Annotated in this window: 21 protein-coding genes and 4 pseudogenes; 9 read left to right on the top strand and 16 right to left on the bottom strand. The window is 60.1% G+C overall.

The features are described 5' to 3' along the window. The coding region (locus GA0061099_RS40695) for a C48 family peptidase (protein WP_245311236.1) at positions 1-1,739 on the bottom strand (1,739 nt) is incomplete at its 3' end. Between the two features lie 256 nt (positions 1,740-1,995). Between GA0061099_RS40695 and GA0061099_RS35990 the strand changes: the two are divergent. Beyond that, positions 1,996-2,163 (top strand): annotated as a pseudogene (locus GA0061099_RS35990) (transposase); the annotation flags it as partial. Here GA0061099_RS35990 and GA0061099_RS35985 read toward each other — a convergent pair. Beyond that, a pseudogene (locus tag GA0061099_RS35985) lies at positions 2,151-2,678 on the bottom strand (transposase family protein); the annotation flags it as partial. The pseudogenes GA0061099_RS35990 and GA0061099_RS35985 overlap by 13 nt on opposite strands. Between GA0061099_RS35985 and GA0061099_RS35980 the strand changes: the two are divergent. The 4 genes from GA0061099_RS35980 (at position 2,670) to GA0061099_RS35970 (ending at position 6,425) form a co-directional block, all read left to right on the top strand. Next, positions 2,670-2,927, top strand: coding sequence for a DUF2130 domain-containing protein (locus GA0061099_RS35980; RefSeq protein WP_478209846.1), 258 nt, complete (start codon positions 2,670-2,672; stop codon positions 2,925-2,927). The pseudogene GA0061099_RS35985 and the gene GA0061099_RS35980 sit on opposite strands and share 9 nt — an antisense overlap. Before the next feature lie 305 nt (positions 2,928-3,232). Next, positions 3,233-4,537: an SIR2 family protein gene (locus GA0061099_RS35975; protein WP_074448418.1), complete on the top strand. Its 1,305-nt coding sequence runs from the start codon at positions 3,233-3,235 to the stop codon at positions 4,535-4,537. Further along, complete coding sequence (locus GA0061099_RS42890) at positions 4,534-4,665, top strand: hypothetical protein (RefSeq protein WP_276327056.1); 132 nt, start codon at positions 4,534-4,536, stop codon at positions 4,663-4,665. Before GA0061099_RS35975 ends, GA0061099_RS42890 begins: the two co-directional genes overlap by 4 nt. Positions 4,666-4,880: 215 nt before the next feature. Then, on the top strand, positions 4,881-6,425 hold the full coding sequence (locus GA0061099_RS35970; RefSeq protein ID WP_244621025.1) for an ATP-binding protein: 1,545 nt from the start codon (positions 4,881-4,883) through the stop codon (positions 6,423-6,425). Here the strand turns inward: GA0061099_RS35970 and GA0061099_RS35965 are convergent. From GA0061099_RS35965 to GA0061099_RS35935, 7 genes are all read right to left on the bottom strand, one after another. Then, positions 6,362-7,804, bottom strand: a complete 1,443-nt coding sequence (locus GA0061099_RS35965; protein WP_141697751.1) for a hypothetical protein — start codon at positions 7,802-7,804, stop codon at positions 6,362-6,364. The two genes, GA0061099_RS35970 and GA0061099_RS35965, sit on opposite strands and share 64 nt — an antisense overlap. A 15-nt stretch (positions 7,805-7,819) precedes the next feature. Next, complete coding sequence (locus tag GA0061099_RS35960; RefSeq protein ID WP_074448415.1) at positions 7,820-8,590, bottom strand: helix-turn-helix domain-containing protein; 771 nt, start codon at positions 8,588-8,590, stop codon at positions 7,820-7,822. Between the two features lie 517 nt (positions 8,591-9,107). Continuing rightward, on the bottom strand, positions 9,108-9,929 hold the full coding sequence (locus GA0061099_RS35955; protein ID WP_244621026.1) for a hypothetical protein: 822 nt from the start codon (positions 9,927-9,929) through the stop codon (positions 9,108-9,110). 275 nt (positions 9,930-10,204) lie between these two features. Then, a complete protein-coding gene (locus GA0061099_RS35950) occupies positions 10,205-11,281 on the bottom strand; it encodes a relaxase/mobilization nuclease domain-containing protein (protein ID WP_074448414.1) in 1,077 nt (358 codons plus the stop codon). Continuing rightward, the gene (locus GA0061099_RS35945; protein ID WP_074448413.1) at positions 11,278-11,796 is read right to left on the bottom strand and encodes a plasmid mobilization protein; all 519 of its coding nucleotides are present in this window, start codon (positions 11,794-11,796) and stop codon (positions 11,278-11,280) included. The genes GA0061099_RS35950 and GA0061099_RS35945 overlap by 4 nt, the downstream gene beginning before the upstream one ends. A gap of 418 nt (positions 11,797-12,214) precedes the next feature. Further along, positions 12,215-13,201: a ParB/RepB/Spo0J family partition protein gene (locus GA0061099_RS35940; protein ID WP_074448412.1), complete on the bottom strand. Its 987-nt coding sequence runs from the start codon at positions 13,199-13,201 to the stop codon at positions 12,215-12,217. After that, complete coding sequence (locus GA0061099_RS35935) at positions 13,191-13,997, bottom strand: ParA family protein (RefSeq protein WP_244621027.1); 807 nt, start codon at positions 13,995-13,997, stop codon at positions 13,191-13,193. The genes GA0061099_RS35940 and GA0061099_RS35935 overlap by 11 nt, the downstream gene beginning before the upstream one ends. A 388-nt stretch (positions 13,998-14,385) precedes the next feature. On the opposite strand from GA0061099_RS35935, the pseudogene GA0061099_RS35930 reads away from it, so the two are divergent. Further along, positions 14,386-14,815 (top strand): annotated as a pseudogene (locus GA0061099_RS35930) (type IV secretory system conjugative DNA transfer family protein); the annotation flags it as partial. Positions 14,816-14,858: 43 nt separating this feature from the next. Here GA0061099_RS35930 and GA0061099_RS35925 read toward each other — a convergent pair. Continuing rightward, positions 14,859-15,374, bottom strand: coding sequence for a hypothetical protein (locus GA0061099_RS35925; RefSeq protein WP_074448411.1), 516 nt, complete (start codon positions 15,372-15,374; stop codon positions 14,859-14,861). Between the two features lie 231 nt (positions 15,375-15,605). Here GA0061099_RS35925 and GA0061099_RS35920 point away from each other — a divergent pair, with 231 nt between their 5' ends. After that, positions 15,606-15,863, top strand: coding sequence for a WGR domain-containing protein (locus GA0061099_RS35920; protein ID WP_074448410.1), 258 nt, complete (start codon positions 15,606-15,608; stop codon positions 15,861-15,863). On the opposite strand, the gene GA0061099_RS41650 is transcribed toward GA0061099_RS35920, so the two are convergent. The 6 genes and pseudogenes from GA0061099_RS41650 to GA0061099_RS35895 all read right to left on the bottom strand — a co-directional run bounded on the left by GA0061099_RS41650 (position 15,836) and on the right by GA0061099_RS35895 (position 22,576). Then, positions 15,836-16,012: a hypothetical protein gene (locus tag GA0061099_RS41650; protein WP_167361697.1), complete on the bottom strand. Its 177-nt coding sequence runs from the start codon at positions 16,010-16,012 to the stop codon at positions 15,836-15,838. The two genes, GA0061099_RS35920 and GA0061099_RS41650, sit on opposite strands and share 28 nt — an antisense overlap. Before the next feature lie 62 nt (positions 16,013-16,074). After that, positions 16,075-16,386: a DUF736 domain-containing protein gene (locus GA0061099_RS35915; RefSeq protein WP_074448409.1), complete on the bottom strand. Its 312-nt coding sequence runs from the start codon at positions 16,384-16,386 to the stop codon at positions 16,075-16,077. Between the two features lie 895 nt (positions 16,387-17,281). Continuing rightward, complete coding sequence (gene repC / locus GA0061099_RS35910; protein WP_074448408.1) at positions 17,282-18,514, bottom strand: plasmid replication protein RepC; 1,233 nt, start codon at positions 18,512-18,514, stop codon at positions 17,282-17,284. Positions 18,515-18,778: 264 nt separating this feature from the next. Continuing rightward, entirely contained in the window at positions 18,779-19,795 is a 1,017-nt protein-coding gene (gene repB / locus GA0061099_RS35905) for a plasmid partitioning protein RepB (protein WP_074448421.1), read from the bottom strand. Then, the gene (gene repA / locus GA0061099_RS35900) at positions 19,795-21,021 is read right to left on the bottom strand and encodes a plasmid partitioning protein RepA (protein WP_141697749.1); all 1,227 of its coding nucleotides are present in this window, start codon (positions 21,019-21,021) and stop codon (positions 19,795-19,797) included. Before repA ends, repB begins: the two co-directional genes overlap by 1 nt. Before the next feature lie 482 nt (positions 21,022-21,503). After that, positions 21,504-22,576: pseudogene (locus GA0061099_RS35895) on the bottom strand (hypothetical protein). 142 nt (positions 22,577-22,718) lie between these two features. On the opposite strand from GA0061099_RS35895, the gene GA0061099_RS35890 reads away from it, so the two are divergent. Continuing rightward, positions 22,719-22,964: a type II toxin-antitoxin system VapB family antitoxin gene (locus GA0061099_RS35890; protein ID WP_074448420.1), complete on the top strand. Its 246-nt coding sequence runs from the start codon at positions 22,719-22,721 to the stop codon at positions 22,962-22,964. After that, positions 22,964-23,359: a type II toxin-antitoxin system VapC family toxin gene (locus GA0061099_RS35885; protein WP_074448407.1), complete on the top strand. Its 396-nt coding sequence runs from the start codon at positions 22,964-22,966 to the stop codon at positions 23,357-23,359. Before GA0061099_RS35890 ends, GA0061099_RS35885 begins: the two co-directional genes overlap by 1 nt. Positions 23,360-23,634: the final 275 nt, after the last annotated feature.

Raw genomic sequence — 23,634 nt, 5'->3', positions numbered from 1 at the left:
AAGGAGTCGTAGTGATAGGCCACCGGCCGTTTGCGATCGCGGCGGTCAACGAGCAGCAGCGACCAATGGCTGCCGCGGTTCGTACCGCTAGCATCGTTCACGGGCAAGAACAGGAAGTCGGCTGTATCGCTACCATAGCGACCAGAAAGGACGTGCTGGAGTGCGCTTCGCATGTCGTCATCGGCACCCTCGCGCAACTGTTGGGCAATGAGCGGATCCACGAACCGCGTCAGGCCAGCGAGAAACGGATTGTCCCTCTCCAGCTGCTGCTGCAGGAGAGTGAAATCCGCCAAGATATGCTCGTCCCCAAGCCACTCCTCTCCGCCAAGCGATAATCCGCTGGGTCCCCGGCGCGAAATATCAACCTGCGGCTCCTCCCCTGAGGACGACAGATCGATCGGCGAGATAGCGTCGGACGGCCTCTGCGACGTAAACCTGGGAGGCAAGTCGACAGATTGCTGCTGCACTAGCAATTGATCTTGTACTCTTTGGAGCGCCCTCAACGCTGATTTGACCTGTCGCGGGTGAGGCGGCGCATCGGCGTCGTCGAACAAGGACCTTTCGTTGAGCCGATCAGCAATTGCTCCTCGATTGTTAGCAAAGCACCAACGAGAGAAAGAGCGAAGATGTTGTGAATACCTAGATAGGGTGCCCTGGCTGAGGCGATCTGCGAAGACCTTCTGGAAGCGCTGAATGAGAACTTCGTCTTTGTTATAGAGGTCAGCAAATCCCTTCAATTTGCGGAGCTCATTCAGTGCGGCGAGCACCACGCTGCCACGAAATGCCCGCGCTTCCGCGTCTAACGCCGGGTCGTCGAGCCGACCGGCGAATGGCGGCTGACCTTTTTCAGCCAACGCGCGAGCGAGACGTCGAAGCGCGGTTGTATACACTCTCGCCGTCTCGGCAGACACCCCCTCGCGAATGAGCTGGTCTTTACACCATTCGATGAGCTCCGCGTCCGCGCCATGGACGCCGCGCTCCACCCCCGGTGCAACTCCCTTCAATTTGCGGAGGCCATTCAGTGCGGTGAGCGCCTCCGCATGAACTGCCTTTGCTTCCTTATTTAAGGCCGAGTCGTCGAGCCGACCGGCGAATGGCGGCTGACCTTTTTCAGCCAAGGCGAGAGAGAGACGTCGACGCGCACTTGCAAGCTGCATCGCCCTATGCCACGCCCCGTCGCGAGTAAGCTCGTCTTTATACCATTCGATGAGCTCCGCGTCCTCGCTGTTGAGGTCCGCCGAGGCATTGCTCTTGCTCCAAACGGCCCTTTGCTCGTTCGAGGGACCAGAAGTTTTCTTTCGGCCACCTCCTCCGATCGAGCGAAGTGCTGACTTGAGCTTTGAGCCAGCGCGCGACAGCAATGAATGCCGGCCCTTCGGGACCGAAGCGTTCTCGCTGGGGGCGGTGTACCGCATGCTAGCAAACCCTGCGGCTCGAAGACTGGATTGCGGCACGCCGGCTGGATAGCCGATTGAAGCTCCGGGAAAATCGACACTGTGGCGTCCACTGGTAAACTGGCCAGACTGCAACGTTTGCCGCATCGACGCGGCATCAACGGGCCGCACCCCGCGCGCCTGTTCGGGGCTGGTGTCGGGCTCATCAGAGGCACTGAGCTGCAACCCGCCTGGCTGCTCCTCAACACCCGGCTGGTCAGCAGGCGCGTTCTCCGACTGCTGCGCTATCTGCTCATGGTACCAGCTGTTCCAAGCTCCGGTGTTCGGAAAAAAGCCGCCATCCACAATAACTCTCCTCGATTGGATAATTCATCGGTGCGTTACATGAGAATAACGCTCGCCTCTGTCCCGGACAAATAGCGATTGCTTATGGGGAAATAGGTTGGACGTCGCCAAGCGCCGAGGTTTGAAGCGCGCAAAAGTCGCCCTGGCACGTAAGTTCGCAGTGATCCTGAGAGCTGGCTCCGGAAATCTGGACACGGCGATAAGTGGATTTTCTGCCTGACGGCGGGCAAGATTGACCCGCGAATCAGGAGAGACGATGAGCCGACGAGTCCGCCGGCACCACGCACCGGCATTCAAAGCCAAGGTGGCGCTGGCCGCGATCAAGGGCGAGATGACGCTGGCCCAGCTGGCTGAGCATTTCGACGTGCACCCGAACCAGATCACGCAGTGGAAGAGCCAGCTTCAGGAAGCGGCGGCCGAGGTCCTTCCGGTCTTCCTGGCCAGTTGCACGAACGCGAACTTGCTGGTGCGATCGATTGCGACGTAGAGGTAGAGCTTGCCTTTGGCGGTCCGGAGCTCGGCGATGTCGATGTGGAAGTAGCCGATCGGATAAGCCTTGAACTTCTTCTTCGAGGGCTTGCCACCCCCGACTTCCGGCAATCGGCTGATGCCGTGACGCTGGAGGCAGCGATGCAGGGATGACCGCGTCAGATGCGGGATGGTCGGCTGCAGCGCATAGAGGCAATCGTCGAGTGGCAGCAGCGTATGCTGCCGGAAAGCAACGATGATCGCCTCCTCCTCGATGGAAAGCACAGTCGACTTGGCTTCCTTGGGGCCAGTCGAACGATCGGTGACAGTCTCGCGCTGCTTCCACTTCGCGACAGTCTTCTGGTTGATCCCGTAGCGCTTGGCGAGACCTCTCAGGCTCTCTTGACTATTTTGTATTGCTCGACGGACTGCCTCCGTCGTGGTGGCGCAGCCGTGTAAAATCTGTCCCATAGCGCTTCCTTCGAATCGTGCGACAAGGATGCACCATCAAAGTCTGGGACTAAACACCTAGACAAGGAGCGCAAGTTCATGGGCCGGCAATGGGCCAAGCGCGAAACTCAGATGCTCGCGGTGGTGGAGTCGACCGTAGGCATGGTGGGTGATTTGCAAGCGATCGTGGGCAAGGCCATGCCAGAGATCCCGAGCCTGGATATGCCGCTGCTTGAGAGCCACGCCGCACCTGAACGAAAGGTGGGATGATGGCGGAAGCTGATGGCGAGCTCGGGTCGGCAATATCTCGCAGTCCGCCGCCTCCACCAGAGCCGGCGGACGGGCTCGACCGAAGCTGGAGGCGTGAGGAAGCCAGGATACCGGCACTCTCGTCAGATCTCGTCTCCTCACCGATTCAACAACCGATTAGTCGAGGAATCTAATCTCCATGCCCTTCATCCCTGTCGCCGCTTCGCGCTTTTACCTACCTGCCCGCCTTGCAACCCCTGATTATGTTGCTTAAGACTTACTAGCGGGAGGACTCAGTCAGGTCCTGCAACTCGTCATGAGGATACATGGAATGGAAGGCGCACGGTTATCGGGTTGGTGCATCGAGCGAGACCTTCGATAGCATCCCAGAAAGCGCAGACGAACTTGATCGGTTCATCGCGCTACACCGGCGAAAGATCGAGCCGTGGCTCTCGGCGGTATTCCAAGCTGAGCATCTGAACCTCTTGCTTGGCAGCGGCTTTACCATTGCTGTGGGCTTCACTGCCGGTGTCAAGGCGACGGGTATGGCAATTGCGACAGGGAAGTCGAAATATGCCAAGGCAATCCTCGATCACGCGACCGCAAGCGCCAAAAAGATGGGTCGCGGTCAAGCAAACATCGAAGATCAGTTGCGTAGCGCCATTGCTGTGCTCGATGGTTTGGACATCGTCGATAAGGGGTCGGCGAAGGGTGTTCGCGACGACATTAACTCCGCAATCGAGACATTCCTATCCTCACTGCTTGCTACCGAGCGAGGTATTTTCGAAGCAAACAGTGCATCAGCACTGGCGACGGTGCAGTCATTTCTGCTCAGCTTCGCGAGTCGCGCCGCTTCACGCGAGCGCTTGCATATCTTCACTACCAACTACGACCGGTTGATCGAACGTGGCTGCGATCAAGCGGGGCTACGGATCATCGATCGCTTCGTGGGGAGCTTGCGTCCACTGTTTCGCAACACCCGGATCGAGCTCGATTATCATTACAACCCACCCGGGATCCGCGGTGAGCCGCGCTTTATGGAAGGTGTGGTCCGTCTGACCAAGCTTCATGGCAGCCTTGACTGGCGCTTCGACCCCACCGCGCATCGGATCTATCGGTCAGAGACACCATTTGGTGCCGACGACGATCATCCGAGCTTACCAGATTCTCCAGTTGATACCGTGATGATCTATCCTAATCCGGCTAAGGACGTGGAGACCACCCAATATCCTTATGCGGAGTTATTCCGTGATTTCCCCTCGGCCACCTGCAGACCCAACTCCGTGGTGGTGACCTACGGCTACGGGTTCGGTGATGACCACATCAATCGTGTTCTGCTCGATATGCTGTCGGTCCCCTCCGCACACCTCGTGATCATCGCCTTTGAACTAGACGATCGCATCAAGGGATTTCTCAATCAAACCCGTCCTGCACAAGTCAGCCTCCTCGCCGGGAACCATTTCGGAAGCCTCCAGCACCTCGTCGACGATTATCTGCCAAAGCCGGCGCTCGATTACATCACCGGGCGTATGTCTGACTTGCTGAAAAACCGCGCTTTCGCAGATGCGGCTGCGGGCCTGATGCCGGCCGAACCGAGTCAGCCGCCAGCGGACTCTGGAGCCGGAACGTGAGCTCTCCGATCGAACGGCTCGCTGAACTGGTCATCGGCACGGTCGAGTCGATCTCCTCGGATGAGATCCGTGTGCTGCTCGATCTCGATGCGCCAAAGGCTACTGCGCTTAACACCGGCACCCGATGAGCTTCCCAAGGCTCAATAGTTACGTGCTGACACCGAATGAGGCTGGTGCTACCGTCGCCTACGTCACGTGGATTGGGATTGAACGATCGCCGTACCCCAAACGGTCCGGGCTAAAGGATTTCGCCCTGATCGATCTGCCGTTCCCTCTGCGGAAGATGTCGCTCACTCCGATCGGCACCCTGTCTGTCGCTCGAAACCGACGGGAGGGAACCAGCATGTTCGAATTGAGCCGAGGAATCGTTGCGTTCCCTTCGGTGGGCGATCAGATACTGATTCCAACGCCGGAACAAATCACAGCGATCGTCGGAGCAAAGGACAAAGACCGCCGCGTTCGCATCGGCTCGTCACCGTTAGCTGCAGATACCTCAATTATGGTCGACCCCGACAAGATCTTCGGGCGGCACGTCGCCGTACTCGGCAACACTGGCAGTGGAAAATCCTGCTCTGTCGCTGGGCTGATCCGCTGGTCACTCGATGCGGCGCAGGCCGCTCTTGAGAATGGCGCAGCACAGCCGAATGCGCGGTTTATTATTCTTGATCCCAATGGGGAATACGCCAAAGCGTTTGCAGACAAGGGCGAAAATATCCGCCTGTTTCGTGTCCCGCCCATCGACCTCAACAGGGGTGAACGCGCGCTCCGTCTGCCGGCCTGGCTCTGGAACGGTCACGAGTGGACCGCGGTATCGTTCGCACGGCCCGGAGCGCAGCGGCCCCTGCTGCTCCAAGCGCTTCGTGAACTAAAGAACGGGCAGCTGGCGGGGACGCCGCGCCAAACTATCGTCAGGCGGCATTTGTATTCCTATCGCATCATGATCGACGCTATGTTGGCCGAGGGTGCCGCGACCTACGCTGGCAGCGCAAGCAATCGGCGGCGCTGCGGCGAACTGCTAGACAACATTGCATCAGACTGCAGCAATATGGCGGAATCCGTTGATGGCGAACACCAGACAGCTCTGGAAGAGATAAGCAGCATCATCGAAACTATCGCTGACTCCCGTCGGTCAGGAGACTGGTTCAACTCCTTCTCAGTACAGGACATGGAAGCGGTGCGGAGTGCACTGCAGAGCTTCGTAGACCTGGTAGAGGATGCTTTCGCCATCGCGCATCTCACGGAAGATGCGCCGATACCATTCGACGTACACATGCTGCCGGAGCACCTTGAGAGGATAGCGGCGACGGAGGGAGGTGCGTTGGCAGGGTTCATCAGCACGCTCGGCATGCGCATCCGCGGCATGATGTCGGACCCGAGACTTGGTCAAGTGATTGGAAGTGACCCGGCGATCACCTTCGATGCCTGGCTTGACGCGTTCGTGGGCAGCAACGCCTCGTCCAACGGACAGGTCGCAATCGTTGACCTTTCGTTGGTGCCTTCAGAAATAGTCCACGTAGTCGTTGCGGTTCTGGGACGACTGACGTTTGAGGCATTGCAGCGCTACCGACGGCTTCATCCTGATGGCAATCCTCTGCCCACGACCTTGGTTCTAGAGGAAGCACACAACGAAGATGGGCCGGCAGAAAACCCAACCCAGCTCTGTCGCGAGACGTTCGAAAAGGTCGCGCGCGAAGGTCGCAAGTTTGGTCTTGGATTGATGCTATCGTCACAACGCCCATCAGTTAGAGAACCCTTCCGCGAGAAAGGCCGGTCCTTTCGCCCCCCCGATCCTTATTCGATCGTTCAACTGCGCTCTCGACAAAGTCAGACGTATCGGCATTCAATGCCCGCACCACCTCTGATACAACATGGGGCCGACCACCGATGAGCGTGACCTCCGTCCGAGCGGCTCGATGATACAATCGGAAGTTCGATGAGCGCCGTATAGCGCGACCCAAAACATTCGAGCGAAAAAGGCGTCAACAAAGCATCGTCAGAAGTCAGTTGAATTTCGTCAGGCCAGTGGTTGAAGATGATATTGACGCCTGGCGTTGATGCTACGGCAAGAAATTCGATGTGAGTATCAACCCAGTCGACGAAGTCGGCAAATTTAAAGCGGCGCGCTGTCTGTCGACCTGCCCGAGCCATCGCCGATACAATCCTACGAAGAACTGGCGCGGCCGGAATCCAATGCGCAAATGGCCCTTCGCCTGGTGCCATTTCCAATTTGAGCTCTTTTCCCTTGAACCGGAGCGTTATCGATTTCTGCGGCCTGGCCAGTATGACGCCAATCTCGATGATGGCGACCGCCTCTTCCAGGTCGACGGTTCGTTCACCGTCATAGTTGAGCGTTAGGTTCGCCTCCGCCTTCGGAAAGTCGATCAAAAATTCAAGGAAGTTGTTTGCAAGCCGCACCGGCCCGAGCTTTCCATCGAATATCGGAGTGACGAACATCTCGAGCTCGACCGAGGTCCACTCGCCTGCTTCCGAAGAAAGTTCAACCGTGGTTGACATCGAGGACGATACGTTTAGCTCCAGCACCGCTTCCCGAAACTGATCGCGATCATTGTCGAGCGGGATTCCGAACCGGCGTCGCTCAATCGTCAGGTCCGTCACCTTGAGCGTGCGAGGGCCGCCCAAAAACAGCTGACCGATCTTTTCGCCCGCATTTTCTCCTGGAACGAAAAATCGACCGACAATGGATCTGTTGTCGAAACAGCAAGTCTTGCGGTAGTCGACCTTCCCTGCAATATAATCGGCAGTTGTCCCTCCGAGCATTCCGTCTAAGGCCTTTGCCAGCCCTTCTCCTGCTGGAGACAATTCCATCGCACGATCGAGTGGCACAAGAATCGTGATTCTGTGAATGTTCCGCTTTCCTTTGGCTTCCTCGCTGCGAACCCGCTTGAGGGTGTCGTAGATCATTTTTTGATCGACCGGGACGAGGAGAGTGCGAATCGACGTCCGCCCGTCTTTGACGAAAAACATGACGACGATCGCCGCCGGCAGGTCAGCATCAACGAGATGCTTGAGCGCCGACAGCTTGATCCTCGGCGGCTGAGAGCCTTCTGTCGCTTTCACTTGGATCAAGAATTTCGGAAGGTCGTTCTGGGAATCAAGCGGATGCTCTTTCATCCGCAAAGGCTCGCCTTCAAGGAGGTAGTCCCAGCCGAGACGGTCTGCCTGTGATTTCTGGGCACGAAACCCTTCCGGTTCACACCAACCGATGAACACATTCTCACCTCGCGCGCCAAGATCTGGAACGCTCACTGAATTCTTCATATTTTAGACCATAGCCTTAGCTACTGCTGAAACCAGATCGATAGTCGGGAAGAACCCGAGTTCGTGGAGTTGATGCAGTAATTCCTCAAATTGAAGGTGGTTGGCGCTGCCCTTGGCGGCAAGCTTCGCCAGTTCATCGATTTTGCCGGTGAGCAATTCGATGTCCCGCTGGCGGCGTTTGGAGTCCACAGGCGACAGCCGCTGCGGGCCATCTACAACAAACGCGATCGAATGTTTTCGGACGTACTCCGCGACATTGCCCAGCGCAATTTCGCTTTCGCCGGCCTTTGAAAAAGCCATGCTGATGCTGTACGCGGCATCTTCAAGGTACGGCCTGTCCCGCACGAGGTCCGGCGAGCTGTCTTTGCGGCGGTACCCGCTGAGAGAGAAGCTTCCGTTTTGCAGGTTGTAAAACCCGATCTCAAAAGGACCGAACGTCGCAACTCCTTTAGCGATACTGACCGACCATGGATTTTGTGGCCCGCCGCGAGCTTCGACCGCTTTGATCAGCCCGCTCACCTCTCGCGCATGAAGTCGCGCACGCTCGAGCTGAGCTTGGTCGTTCTCGAATATGGAAATGGCGTCCGGCTTCCAAGCCAAGTGCCGCGCGTGGAGTTGGTGCCAGGCACGAAGAGCGGCTTGGGCCGGACCGGGAATTTCCTCGCCTTCCATCCATCGTCGAAGCGTTCGCGTCGAAACTCCCAACAGTTGCGCAGCCTCGGCCAAGTCGAGGCCCAGAAATGTCAAAATTTCAGTCAGCTCAATACTTGTCATTATGTAAAATCCGTTTTGACGATTTGTCTCTCGTATTTTGACAATATGTCAGAACGAAGGGTTTTGCTTTGTCCCACTCCCCTTCCGCGGGAGTGTCCTCCCGCCAGGAGAAGAAAAGTTTGGACTTGATGGCGATCATCCATCCACGACAGCCGTTTGGTCCTCGACACCGGTAGCACACAGCTCCCGCCCGGCGACTACTATGTCGCTCTCCGTGCGGGCGGTGATATGCGTGTTTTCGAGCATCGAAGGATAGCCAGGACGCGGCGCGACTCGATCCCGATGAGAGGATGGCCGGACTTGTTTGTGGCGCGGTTGGGTCGGCGATGCCGGTATGATACCAGCGCGGAGCGTTCATCATCGCCACCGAGCAAACTCACTTTTCGCTGGCATCATCAGTCTGATCCCGAGAGCCGCCATCGCAGGGCGTCCCGCAGTCGGCGCGCGCAGCACGCAAGGGCGTAGAGCGAAGCGTCTCCTTTTTGGCACTGTCGTGCCGCCCGCACCTCGTTCGTAATCAAAGCCTAAAGCTGCCGCGATCCGCATAACCCTTGGGCCGAATATCCAGCGCGGCGATCAGGCCCAGGCGCTGCTTCCGACAACCAAACTCGGGGTGATCTCCCACCTGGAGCCACGCCCCGTTACGGCGCTCAAGCCATCCGGATGCAAACACCTCACCCGCCAGGAAACCGCCATTCGCCGTTCGGACCCAGCGTTCGCCGTCGATCGCAGGCCACAGAGCAACGTGGATTGACAGCTCGTCCCAACCCGCGTCGTGAACGCTGGCAATCGCCGGAATATTCTCGATCATGAATCGGTACGTTCGACCATCGTCGCCGTACCTCGGATCCGGCACCGGCCAGCTGTTTTCTCCTGCACGCGGCGTAAACAATCCCTGGTCGATGCCAGCATTGATCCCGGCGACCATCACGTTGCGCCAGGCCCGCCGCCGGCGGGACCCGTCGTATTTCACCTTGGTGGCCCCCTTGGATGCGGTCGGAATCACGTCCGCACCCTCGTAATTGAGGCGATCGAAGGAGAATCCGCGGAGGTCTTCGTCCGATGTCGGAACACCCGTCATCGCCGCGAGCCGGCTCAGGAACGGCAATTCCTCGAGCAATGCAAAGTCCGGATGCGCCGGTGCACGCTCCAACATGCGGGCTCGCAGCGCTGCATGACTTGCAAAGCCGCATGCGGCTGCGATCGCCTCGGTCAGATGGGATGATTTGTAGTTCGGATAGCCCTGCCTAACCGCACGCTTCACGGACGTGAGGGCAGATTCAATCAAAGGGATAGCGGTCAAAGGATCCACCTGTTCATATCGGCGGCCGATGTCCACAGATTACGCACCGACCTGGATATGACGGTCGATCCAAAGATTCGAAATAGTGCCCACTTTGACCCTGTGGCAGGTCAGGCGAGACGGCCGATTCGGAGAATGCACGGTCTATCAGCAGCTTTCAAGGACCTAGGCGCCTCAGGGCAACCGCTCCGTTGGGGGGGGTGTCTTCCCCTTGACGGCCCCAATGCTGGTCGCGCGCTCGAGTAAGATGACAAGCCGCCAGTGCACGTCTCTGCCAACCGATGAAACGGTGGGCAGAACGCGCGGGCGCCTTACCTCGTCCGCTCATCGTCTCGCTTGTGACCGCGCAACTCGGCATCGACGCCCTGCTCTCCGCCGCGGCGCCGGGTATTGGTAAGCTCCGAAAGCTCGTTCTTCAGCGCATGCCGGCGAGTTTCAACAGTGGGCATGTCCTTGACGAATTGCCGGATCTGGCGCGCTAGCACGTGATCTGCCGCAACTCCAGAGCGCTGTAGCTCAGCGGCATAGTCGAGATATCGCCGCCGGATCGCATCCTGACGTCCCTTAATCTGTTCGTCCCAAGGATGTTTGGCAGCCCTGCCGCCCCTCACCTCCGAAAGCACCTCCTTACGGGCGAGCCGATCGACATCGGGCGTGATCTTTCGCTTACGCAAAGCGAGCACCGCCCCGCGATCGGCCTTTCGGACCCGTCCGCGGGTCCGCCGTGGCGTTGCCTCCGCCGCGATCCCGCGAAGCCGGAGTTCGCCGGCAAACCGCTCGCGCCAGGCCTGAAGATCTGCCTTGCGCGGGTTGAGACGCTTGCCGTCATGGCCCAGCGACCGAACGGTCAAGTGCACGTGGGGATGCTTGTCGTCGAGGTGCTGGACGAAGACATAGTCATGATTGTAGCCAAACGTCTCGATGGCAAATGCCCGGGCTGAATCCTTGACCGCGACGGCATCGGTACCGGCCGGCATTGACAGAATGATGTTGACCGAAAGCGACCCGTCGCGGCGGCGCTTGTTATCGAGACCAGCGTCATCCTCCCAGCGTTGCTGCAGATCCTTCAATCCGGAACGACCCGCCAGCGTTGCGCCCTGCTCTGTCTCCCCATCGATTTCGCCGTTCCGCGTGATGTATGCCAAGTGCGACTTGAGGTGCGCCACGCTCTTGGTGCGACCGGTGATCTTGAACATCACTTCTGGTGCTCGGCGCACGATGCGTTCGAGCTTTGCGCGCATCGCCGGCGTGAGGCGGCCGGGAGCAGCTGGATCGGGGACATCCCACTCGGCCCGCCGAGGGCGCCGATTGGGCGTTTCCCAGACATACGAGATCGGCGGGAGCTCGGAGGCCAGGCCGGCCGGCCGTGACGATTGGCGCCGGTTCATCGCTGCCCATCCCAATAATCCGCGTTGCCACTCAACGCATTGCGCAATTGCGCGAGCTCTCTTTCAATGACCAACTTGGCTTCTTGAATTACCGACAAATCCGGCTCAACCGTCCTGCCCTGCAGCACACTGGTGTTTGCCGCCCGCGCCATTTGGTTGATGTTGCCGCCGATCCGGTTGAGCTCGCGCACGATCGCACGGAGCGCCTCATGCTCGTCCGGCGAATGCTGCACGGGCGATGCCAATCGTGAGCGCACCAGCGCAACAATCCAGCCGGTTCGTGTCATGCCTCGCTGATGCGAGACTTCCGCGAGCTGCCGCATCTCGCTCTCGCGAAACCGCACCGTCACCTTCTCCGGCCGTCCGACCGGCATCGCCAAGATACGCGGGGCTGGCGCAGCTAGCGCATCAGCAATGAGACGGCGCAGCAGCGTGGACTTACCGCCTTGGGTAGCTGCAAAAGCTGAGAACTCCGCTGCGACTTCGTCGGAGACGCGAAGCGAGATTAGAGCCATGCACTCCAATCCCAATCGCGATGTAATACATCGCTGGCGCGAAGCCTATCCTGCACTAGAAAACAAAAAAACTCGTCTTTTGATGTTGGTTCAAACCAACACTCTCCGCATTCAGCGCTCGCCAGGGTAAAGCGATCGAGGGCCCCTGCCCTCAGTGCCGAACTCTGCTGGCGGCGGTCGCTTGGCGTGGTAGGCATCGCGAAGACCGATCCGCCGGCAAGCGAGGAAACGAAGGCACTAACTGACACTGCCACTGTGGACCGCGACTTTCCAGCAGCCTGCGGCCTCTCTACGGCGCTGTGGGGAGCGCGTTCGGCCTTCGGCCGCTGCGCTGACGCGCCATCCTTCGGATGGGAAAGTCGCTCCGCCGGCGCACACAGATAGTCGACCGCCGCGGCAGCGAAAGTGTCGAACGAGTTCATCTCGACAGGATCTCCTCGATGGTGAGGGCCGATGCTGGAACTTCTTCTTCGTGGTCCGCGCCGTCGACCAACACCACAGCGTGACGGGAGCCTTGCGCCGCGAGCCGATCGACAACAAGCTGACCGAGCCTGTTCTGGTACCGAACCCTGATTGCCAGCGATGCTGCCGACCTCGATTGTGAAACGACGCGGGTTTTTGGCGACTGATCCTCAGTTGCCGCTTCGCGGTCGTTCAAACCGTTGCGCGGTAGCACTGCTTCCGGGAGGAGATCGGAGTTTTCGGATCGAGGTCGTCCGGCAGGCAAGTCATTCCGGGGAATGGCGCCGCCGGCTTGCGCGCGCACGTCCCGGGCCAGCTGCCGAGCCTGCGCGTCCGTAAAGCTGTCCTGCGTCGCACATAGCCGTTCGATCTCGTCAGGATGCGTCCGCCAAGCCTGGTAGAGTTCATAAAGAGCACGGATCGAACTGCCCTCAAGCCGCGCCCGAAGGAAGTCCGGCATGGCTTGAACCGAGGCGTAACGCGACACCCAGTCTTTTGGCTTGCCGAGCTTGCGCGAGATCTCCGCCTGGGTATCGCCGGCGTCCAATCGGTCTGCGATGAACTTCGCGATCTCGGGCGCGCGCAAATCATCGCGCTGGATATTCTCGATCATCTGAGCGTATCGGTCGGGTAAAGCGACGTCTTGAACGAAGGCGGGAATTTCACGCAGCCCGGCGCGCTTCGCGGCGCGGTACCGGCGCGCGCCCATGGCGATGACATAGCGTCCATCTTCACCAGAACGGCGAAGCACGATGGGTTGCAGTACGCCATGTTCGGCAATCGATTGGGAGAGCTCCTCCAAGTCCTGTTCGCTGAAGGTGCGGCGTGGTTGATCAGGGTCTTCGTCGATACAGTCAATCGCGACCAGGAGCGGACTCCCGCTTGCTGTGCCCGGGTTTGCCGCGACGTCGACGAGCTCTTTGAAGCTGAGATCAAGCGTCATTCGTCGTCTCCTGATCGAGCCGTTCCACGATTTTGGCGAGAACCGACCGGATTTCCCGACCCGCTTCCTGCGCCGAGCGACGCTTCAAGCTCCACACCGGCACCCGCTCTGCGACGGCTTCGGCATAACCATCTCGTGCAACAATCTGGCCTGGAAACACATACTTGCCCGCTTCGCGCAACAACTGCTCTAGGTGCGTTCGTTGACGCGGCGACTTGGTGTTGAAATTCGACGGCAGGAGGCCGAGGAATCGCGTGTCCTGACGACCGTAGCGTCGTTGGACACCGATCACGGTCTGCATCAGGGCTTTGACGCCTTTGACGGAGTAATCTTCCAGGTAAATCGGCGCCAGAACGTGCGAGGCGGCGACCAGGCAGGCGACACTGCGAAGGCCAAGCGATGGCGGGGTGTCGATCACGCAGACATCGAACCGGCCGGCGGCATCGGCGAGGTTCTGCTGCAGGGTCATGACAGCTGCAGCATTGCCGCGATCGATATCCGTCAACGAGCTGTCGGCCGGCGCCAGTGTGATGCCGTTGTTTTCCCCAGCGACAAACCGGGTCGCTGGCTTGAAGAGGTCAGCCGCCGAAATCGACCCTGTATGCTGCTTGAGCGTGTCGGTCGCGTTGCCCTGCGCATCAACATCGATCATCAGAACCCGGCGGCCCGCTTCCGCCATGAACCAGGCCAGATGCACGGCAAGCGTCGTCTTCCCGACGCCGCCCTTTTGGTTGTTGATGACGATCGTGTTCACCGGGTCGACCTTGGTGCAACCATCTGCGCCCGTTTCATCCATGTTCCTCCAGACCGCGCTTCGCCTACCGGCTCGGTCCTGATTTGACCGGCCTCTTCATCCCGAGTGTTGGTTTGAACCAACGCCCACTGCGAACACCACGCGGCAGGATCCTGAAAGCCAGGCACAAAATCCCCTGCCAGAAGAGTCAGGTGGGCCGAGCCACATAGGAACGAGGCGCTCAGTCGAAATGAGTTCGCATCGATTGGACAGGCGCACACCGGAGTTGAAGCAAGACAACGAAAACCAAATGCGTGTGCCCGTAGCCGTGTTGGTTCAAACCAACACGTTCTGAGCCAGTGCCACCTCGCAATCTCGTATAGTGTGGGAAGACGAGACGGAGCCGACGTCCACCAAACCTGGACGACGGCAAGAACCGCGCGGCACCCTCGGGCGCAAATACGGCATCAACCTGCTGATGCTCTACCAGTTGATCGACAAGATGCGCGAAACCTATGGCGGCCGCGATGCGACGAGCAAATGGTTCGAAAGCGGCGTCCTGGATCTCGTTCTCGGCGATCAACGATCCCGAGACAGCGAACTATATCTCGAAGCGCTGCGGCGACCCGACCGTGGAGGTCGATCAGCTCAGCCATTTCTCGCAAATGTCGGCTTCGTCGCGGACACGATCGAAGCAACTCGCCCGCCGCCCGCTGATCATGCCGCATGAAGTGCTGCACATGAGAACCGACGAACAGATTATCTTCACGGCCGGAAATCCGCCGCTGCGATGCGGCCGCGCTATCTGGTTCCGACGCGCCGACATGCAGGCGTGCGTCGATGAAAACAGGTTCTACCGGAAACAAGGCTCAGGGACTTGATTGACGATCGAAAGATGTGTCCAACGGGCCTGCGAGAGGATCGTCACGCGCATGCGCGGAGACCGCGTGCGGGCTCCGGGAGCGCCGCCGTTGGCGGCGCGAGTAGAGCCGTCCCCGAAGGGGCTCGCCCCATGCCCTCGGAGCGGTTATCGCGAGGAAGATGTTCCGGGAAATTGGCGCGCAGGTACTCAGTCGCGGCCTCCGCCGTCGAGAACGAAGCGAGCTCCAGCATCTCCTCGTCGGGCCGCTGCGGCTGTCGGACCACCGTCACCCGGCCTTCGTCAAGACAAGTACAGGGCTGCTCGCGGAATCGCAGCCATTCGGCCTGCTTGGCTTCGGCCAATGCGCAGGCAGCATCGTAGTCATCCGCAATGCCGAGATGGGTCGAGCGGTCCCATGCTCCGCCGTTCAGGCACCGAACCTCGATGCGACCATCCGGACGAGTGAGGCCGTAGGGACGATCCCACCATTGATCGAGCTGTGTCTTGCTCCGCGCTTCGTTCGGCGTCGCGTCAAAGGCCTTGGGCAGTTTCGGGTCGAGTGGAATCCGGCTCGGCATGGCGTCCTCTGATCGTACGGAAAATGCCAGAGAACGGGCCAGAATGGGAGCTGAATCTGGCCGGGCCGGCACGCCAAATGGCTCATGCTCTTCGTCGGCGCCGCTACAACTGCCCCCATCGAGGGATCGCGCGTGCATCTGCAATCGCCTATCAGGAAAATGAATCGATCGCCCTTGTTCGATTTAACAATCCAATTGGACACAGATTCCAGATGACGGGAGAATCGCTGCGTGCCTCAGCTTCCGCCGGACCCTGTCCATCTTCGTCGTGTCGACGCAGCCCGCAATTTGCGACGGTTCTACCTGCTGTCCTTGCAGCCAACCCTGTTCGGCGGCGTGGCGGTGGTCCGCAACTGGGGCCGGATCGGCACGAGCGGTCGGACGATGATACAAACCTTCGACGACATCGCGAAAGCCGGCGCGGCGTTTGACCGGCTCGAGCGGACAAAGCGACGCCGGGGCTATGCCCCGGCGGTGGAAAACCGCTGATCGGCGGGGGATGCGTCGGCGGACTTGGTTGGCTGGTTGCGTTGCCGGATCAGCTTGGCGAGTTGCGCTTCGAGCGCCTTGCGCTCGGCGGGACTGAATAGGCAGTCGCGCAGCTCGGCGCGCAGTTCCTCGATAACGTCGACCGTCATGAGCTTCTCTCCATTCGAAGGGAAGAAGGCCCCGCCTCGCGGCGGAGCCCTCTTGGGAAGGCTCAGTCCCGGTTCGGCCGGGACCAGATCAGTTGGAGGCCTTCCGCACCCTCGACCTCTGTCAGGGTGGCGTAGATCGGAGCGGGGAAGCTCGGATCGTCCAGCTTGACGGAGAGGTAGTCGCGCTCGGTGTCCTTGGCGGTCTTCTGCCAGGCGGCGCCCAGCTCGACGTTGCCGGAGTAGATGCGGAAGTGCGGTCCCTTGTCGGAGGGATTTTCGACGCGGATCATCTTGGCCTTGACGTTGAGGTTGAGGGTCTTGATCGCCCCGGAGAAGCCATTGCCCGTGGAGGTGAAGGTGCCGATTGTCGCCATTGTCTCATTCCCTTGGTTTTCTCGGGCCGCGCCCATCGCGACCTCGATGGCGGTCGTGAGACCGGAGGCGATCGACCCGCACCTGAAGGGCCGAAACGAAGTGGAGGGCGGCCGGCAGCGACTTTCTTGTCTCGCGAGGAATGGCGCGCAGCGCCAGGGGAAGAAAGTCGAGGACGGGCGTTGCGGGGACAAGATCGAGGGCCCGCGCAGCGGGACCCGTCCTTCGATCAGACCAGCCGTAATCGAGGACGCAGATGGGCTGCCCGTCGCGAAAACAGCCGGAATGAAGACAGGTCCGTCGGCAACATCACATCGTGCGGTCACGAGCACTTGCGACAAGATCCGATTGTCCTGACGAGGCCGGCTGAAGACCGCATATCCCCGCGCAAAGGGTCCGGGGGAGCAGCAGATGCGAGTCGGAGTTGCCGCCGCCGGCAAGGTCGACAATCACCTGCCGACGAACTTGGCATCCGCGAACATCCTGCGTCTGCTGCATTGATGCTGCGATCTTCGATGAGGGCAACAGCGTGCACGATCCGGCCGGAGCATCGCGGACGATGGCTCCGGAGGTTTGCGCCGGCGAGGCCGGACGCGCGCGGTTGGCACGTGCGGACGGAGCGCGTGACCCAAACTGGACCAAAGCGGACTCGAAGCGCCGTGCCACCCGATGTGGTGATCACGCTGCGCCCCGGGTGGCAGACGCCACACTGCTTTCGCACTCGTTCGGCCATAGATCGAGCCGGCCACGGTCAGTATCCGTCGAGCGGATCGGCCTCGTCAGCGGCGCGCAAGAGCGATACAGAAAGACTTGGCCACGGACACCGCAGTGCTCGAGCGAAGGCGCACGATCGGCGTCGACGGCCGGAAGCCAATCCAGCTAGGTCCCACCCATCGCTCACGCTCGTCGCTTTTCGTGGCGCTGGGAGTTGATTTGCGACATCAGGATCGGCCCAAGAGAAAACTCTCCGACCTCCGCTTTCCGCGTCAGCCCGCGCAAGTAGCCACCAGCTGATCGGATCGTCGTGCCACGCTGCAGGATGCAGGCGACGACGACCGCCGCTTGCATTTCACCCAGGACGGTTTGCGCCTCCTCCCAGGCGCTCGGGCTGATCCCCAGCATTGATCTCACAACGGCCGCGGTGGCGAGGAAATCGCGCCAGCTCGAGATACCACCCTTCGCGTAGTCGACGATGTCCGGGCATGCACTCAGGACCATTCCCAACGGATACGAACCCTCGGCGACTCGCGATGGTTGAGGTTTGGGCTCAGCTCCCGCCGCCCTGCCTTCTTGAAGGCGAGGTTCAAGATCAATTAAGGCATCGGTATTTGAATTCTGTATGTGGCGCTCAGAATGGGACTCATTGGCGCTCGGATTATTGGATTTGATGTGCGCTTCCAGAAGATTGAGCACGTCGTCCGCAAGTTGCGACAACTCGTCGGCGATCGGCTCAAGCTCCTGGCGCGTCGCGGTGCGCGGAATCTGAGCGACCATTGCGCGGAAGGCAGCATGCACCTCCTGCCAATCGGCAGGCCCCTGCCCTGCCCTTCGCGTCGGGACGCCCTCCTCAATGCCAGTTGCAATCATCTTCGCGATGTCGCGCCGGCACAGGGTGATCCGCTCACGCACCAGTTTGAGTGCGCGGGCTTCTGCTTCGATATCGGCCGCCAGGTTCTCGAACTCTTCCGAGCGCACGACGAGCGGTGACAGATCGAAGCCGAAGGCGAGCTCGATTTCGCCGGCGTCGTCCTTCCGCGCATAGCGCTTGCCATTTGGGCTGTCGCGCCGAACGATCAATCCCGCGTCTACCAGGACAGCGAGATGACGCCGCAGAGTCGACGCCGGCATGCCGTGCGCCCGCCGACTGAGCTGATGGTTCGACGGGAAGACGATCAGATCATCCTCTCCTGTCAGCGCAGTCTCAGGATGGAAGGTCAGGAGCGCGTTTAACACCGAGAGCGAGCGCTCCGATACGCCAAGGCGCGGCCGGGCCGTGCAGATGGCGTGGAATATCTTCCATTTGTGGACGATCTTTTCGGGAGGACGTTCGGTTGCGACCATCTGGCTTGCCACATGGGCAAGCGTCAACGATCGCCGCCCAAAGGGCGTCGTTGGAGAGTGTGACTGCATGTCTTTGCCTCATGCGGGCAAAGAAAATCTGCTCGCCAAAACGGCGCCGTCGCTAAAGACGCTTGACTGCGATTCGCGAAAGTGATTCTCTGTCAGTCGCCAAACGTGACGAGAGAAGGCTTTCGGACGGAGACGTTCCGGGGGCCTTTTTTCTTTTTCCGCTATGCTCCTGTGGTTAGAGGACGGAAACGCAGGTACGCATCGCGCCGCCCGACCTTGAGAGGTCCCGGCGGCGCCATATCCAAAGCAGCAAGACGCGCGATGTCACTCATCGGTGCGCCCCTCCCGAAAAGATCGGTAGAGTTCCGGCAGCCGCGAAATCACGAAATCTCCAAATGCTGGTGCGGCCTTTTCATCGAGCGCTAGAGTTACGCGATCTGCGCGACGTTCGATCTTGACGATCTTCTTGCCATCGTCATCAGCCCAAGTGGTCGGCCGTGGAGTTTTGGGCTTGCGAGGCGCGAGTGCGGCGAACACGATTGCGAAACGATCATCGGAGGTCGCACGCACGAAACGATCGCTGGCCACGGTGTCAGCTAATGACTTTTGATCGTGGCGCCCCGCCAGCCGCTCTGCGAGTTCCATCCAGCGCCGACGCCCTGTTTTCGGCGCCGGCCCGATCGCGTCAATCAAGCTGCGTGGCAAAGCTCGGCAGACGGAGATGAGGCGCGAGAGCTCTGTCTTGTCGACGCTGAGCGCCGCCATGATGATCTCACGCTTGAACCCACGATCCTCGAGCGCGGCGCCATAACTTGCCCGCTCAATGAAGGACAGATCCTCACGCTCGCCATTCTCTTTTCCCTGTGCGACCACCAGATCTTCGTCGCTAAGATCACGGACCACAGCTCGCGCGGGATGGCCAAGCTCAGCAAGCGCACGGACCCGGCGATGGCCATAGGCGATCTGAAACCGTCCTGGGCTGGTCGGATGTGGGCGAAGAAGGATCGGAACCAATTGCCCGTTGGTACGAATTGATTCAACGAGAGCAGCGTGCTTTTCATTCACGCCGGTCATGCGATCCGGAACGATCGAGGCATCGATTAATCCTGGATCGATTTCAACGACGGCCTGTCCGGTGGTGAGTTGTTCGGTCAGGGCCTTGGCGGCATCGCGCTCCGCGGACAACATCTCGAGCGAACGGCTCATAGCGCCGACTGCCCCGCGCGATCCGAGTGTTGGTTGTGATGGTCTCCGATTGTCGCCGGGCTCACCTGAGAGCGGTTCGTTGACCGCGGTCAACTTGTCGTCCAAGAGGTCAGCAAGCAGGTTTTTGCGACCCATTAGGCCCTCCCCCATGCAGCCTGGATGAGGCTTTGAATTTCACCATTGACGCTATCTAGCGATTCCATCGCGCGGTCGTAGGTAGCGCGTGTGAACTGATCGCGGCTGACCTCATAGAGCGTTTGTTTCGTGATGCCGGCGTCCGAGATCGCCGTACTTTTCAGCATCATATTGGTGACCATGCGATCACCGAATAGCGAGCGCATGAAGCCGACCATTTGGGCCTGCGGTCCATCACCGGGCTCATAGCGGGTGACGAGATAGCGCATCCAGTCGTAATTCATATTGCCACCCGCCTTGGCGACGACGGCAAGGAGGTCGGATGTCATGATCAGGAATTGGCACATCGACATGACATCGAGCATTTGTGGATGCACGGGAATCAGAATTGCGGTTGCCGCACAGAGCGCGGAGAGCGTGAGAAATCCAAGCTGAGGCGGACAATCGATCACGACGACGTCGTAACGATCCTGGACAGTGGCAAGAGCACGGGCAACGCGGGCGAAGAACAGTGGATCACCCGACTGGCGCATAGCCAACGCTTTCGGGGTTTCATGCTCGAATTCCATCAGCTCGATATTGCCGGGGACGATGTCGAGCCCGAGAAAGTATGTCTGCCGAATGATCTCACTCAGCTCCCGGCGCGCATCGTCGTAGCGGATGGCGCCGTAGAGAGTTCCGTTTTCCTCGACGTCAAACTCTGGCTGATAGCCGTGCAGTGCGGAAAGCGAGGCCTGCGGATCGAGATCGATCGCGAGCACCCGATATCCTTGCAGCGTGAGATGTTGAGCGAGGTGCGCCGCGGTGGTGGTCTTGCCTGATCCACCCTTGAAATTAACGACACCGATGACTTGCAACTGTTCGCCCTCGACGCGATGCGGTCGGTATCGGCGCGCGCCCTTGCCTGACTCATCGAGATACGCTCGAAGGCTCTGAATGTCCTCGAATGTGTACGACCTTCGACCCGATGGACTGGTATCAGGCTGGGGGCCCCTCCCCTCCAGTGACAATTGGCGGAGATAGCCGTCATTAATACCGACGAGCTTAGCAACTTCGCCAGATGTGAACCGGCGGAGATTCTTACGGGCTTTTGGCGGGAACAGCTTCGTTCGGTGTGCATGAAGCTTCGCGGAGAGTTCCCGCGCGTCGGCAGCGATCGTATCATGGATCGCCGAGGGCGCGGCCAATGGAGCTCGCGCTATCGCTTGTTGGTCGTTCGGGGCCACGGCTTTCTCGCGTAGTTACGAATTTCGGGTGCGCGACGCGCGCAAAGCGTGGCTAGTACGCCCGATTCTGAGCGATAGCGCAACAATTAAAGGGTAAACGAATCCTTAACGGTCATTCGAGGTTGCAAGCGCGCCAATGGAGAAGGAGAAGTTGACCGCGGTCAACTTCTCCTGGTCCACCGCCGCCCTCTCCTGCATTTGCCCCCAAGACTCCGCGACAGACCGCCAAAGTTGACCGCGGTCAACTTTCTCAAATTGGGCCGAATCGACCTTCCGCGACGGGCTGGGTGACCAAGGCTTCCTGCCCTTCAGCCGGTGCAAGGTCCCATTCGCGCCAAAGCAAAATATTGTGGGCCTGCACGTATCGTCGATGAAGCCGATCGTGCCGCTTCATCGGGAGTGAGGACGCATCAAGCTGCGGTGGGCGCCGGCTTTTGGTTAAGCCAGCGAGAGCGAGGTACGGTCGCCCGCGGGCGGCGCCGTCAAAAGCCGTAGCTTCGATCCGCCCAGCGCAGCAGCACGCGAGCGTCGGGATCGGGCAGACGAACGCGCTGTGCCTTCAGACCTTGCGCTATCGCCAGGCCGATGTCGGGATCGACCCAATGGCCATGGGTCATCAGAAAGAACCGACCGAACGAAAGGCCGACCTCGCTGTCCACGGCCTCAATCCGATCCATCAGCAGATGTACCGAAGCATCCGATGCCATGAGAAGCCGCTCCTTCGGATGCTTCAGCGGCCGGGGGATGAAACCGACCTCGCGCTCGCCCTTGTGGGTATAATCACGAACATCGAGCGCCGAATGCTCAAACACGCTCTGCGGCCTGGCGGTCGATTCCTCCCAATCTTGAAGGAAGCGCACCTCCCGCGGCACGTAGTTGAACCAGTCGGGGACCGCTTCGAGGAAGGGCGTTTCCCGCGTTCCCTGCGGTCCGACTTCGCGGATCACGCGCCGCTCCATCTCGGGCCGCTGGGCCTCCCGCTTATCGCGCTCGACGCGACTGCAGCGATCGAGGAAACTGCGGATATGGACGAATGCGCCGCCGGCGCGGTCGAGCAGGCGGTAGACCGGGCCGGCGAGGCGGTCCGTCTCGGGGAGAGACTGTCGGGGCCAGCTGGGATCGAGCAGTTCCTCTTCGCCCCAAGGTCGATAGTCCGGATTGACGATCGGACCAGCGCGCCACTCCACTTCTCGGCCAAGTGCGATCTGGATATAATCGGCGGTCCCGGGTCCGGTCGGGGCGAAGGCGAAGGCGCTGGTCCCGCGCCACTCGGTGATCTGCAGATCCGTGTCTTTCAGGCGCGTCCAGAGCGCCTTGATGTCCCCGCCATCTTTGGCGAGTTCGGCCGTCATCCACTGCCGCAACTCCCCGACGCGGGTGCCGTCGCCGACCGGGTATCGCGCCAGTAACCATCGCCGACCCGGGCGAGGCTGAATCTCGGGAAAGCCGCGACGAGCGCGGGGATGAGATCCGCGTCGACCGAGGCGGGATCGAGCCCTGCCAGGACGGCCTCGATTGAGGCGGCATCGGGAAGTCGAAGAGGGATGGCGCTCATAGAATGTTAACCATAAAGAATCCAAGCCTCTGTGCGGGATTTTACAAGTTTTCCAGCGAACTTGGAGAGAATCCCGCGGCCTTCACGCGGTGTATCCGGAATGTTATATAAGGATACACGATATGCGCTAGAGGAGCGCCCCATGGCCTTCCATATCAAGAATCCGGAGACCGACGCGCTGGCCCGCAGGGTGGCGGGGTTAAAGAAAATCGGACTGACCGAGGCCGTGCACACGGCACTCGCCCATGAACTTGAGCGCGAGCAGGGCAAGCCGTCATTAGTCGATCTGGGCGTCCAGTTTTGTCGCGATTTGAAGGCAAAGGGCAATCCGCAGAACGGCAAGCCTGCTGACAAGGCGTTCCGCGACAGCCTGTACGAGGATTCCTGATGTTCATTGACGCTTCGGCGCTCACCGCGATGCTGACCGACGAAGACGAGGCGCGCGAGTTGCTGGCGCGCATGCAGCAAAGCACAACCCGGCTGACTTCGCCGCTGGCCGTGTGGGAGGCGGCGATTGCCATCGCCCGCGTGCTCGATCTGCCGATCGCCGCGGCGGCCGAAGCGGTCGAGAGTTATCTCGCGCTGATCGAAATCAAAATGGTGAACGTGGCGCCCGAAACAGCCCGCATCGCGCTCGACGCCTTCGACCGCTTCGGCAAGGGCCGACACCCGGCGCGGCTCAATTTCGGGGACTGTTTCGCCTACGCCTGCGCCCGATATCTTGGCGAACCGTTGATGTTCAAGGGCGCCGATTTTCCGCAGACCGATATCGAGGCGGCCTGACAAGCGCTACTATCGAAGCGAGCCCGAGCGTGGCAGAAGTAATGAACATTGATTCGCGGCGAGGCAAGCGAACCTGCGCTGGGAAGCCAGCCCGATAGCCGTGACGACAGTCGACCTGGCCGACGAGGACATCTGAGCGCGGACGGCGTCCGGAAGAAGGGCAGGGAGCTGATCGGCGGCGCATCTTCTCGGCTGTTTGGCGCCGACCGGCGACTAACGTTGCTTGAGATCGCCAGAATTCGTTGATTTGCGACCCGAAATTCAATTCTGGACGG

This window comes from Bradyrhizobium yuanmingense (assembly GCF_900094575.1).
Taxonomy (GTDB): domain Bacteria; phylum Pseudomonadota; class Alphaproteobacteria; order Rhizobiales; family Xanthobacteraceae; genus Bradyrhizobium; species Bradyrhizobium yuanmingense.
The sequence above is the reverse complement of the archived record's forward strand: the minus strand, read 5'-3'. Positions and strand labels throughout refer to the sequence as shown.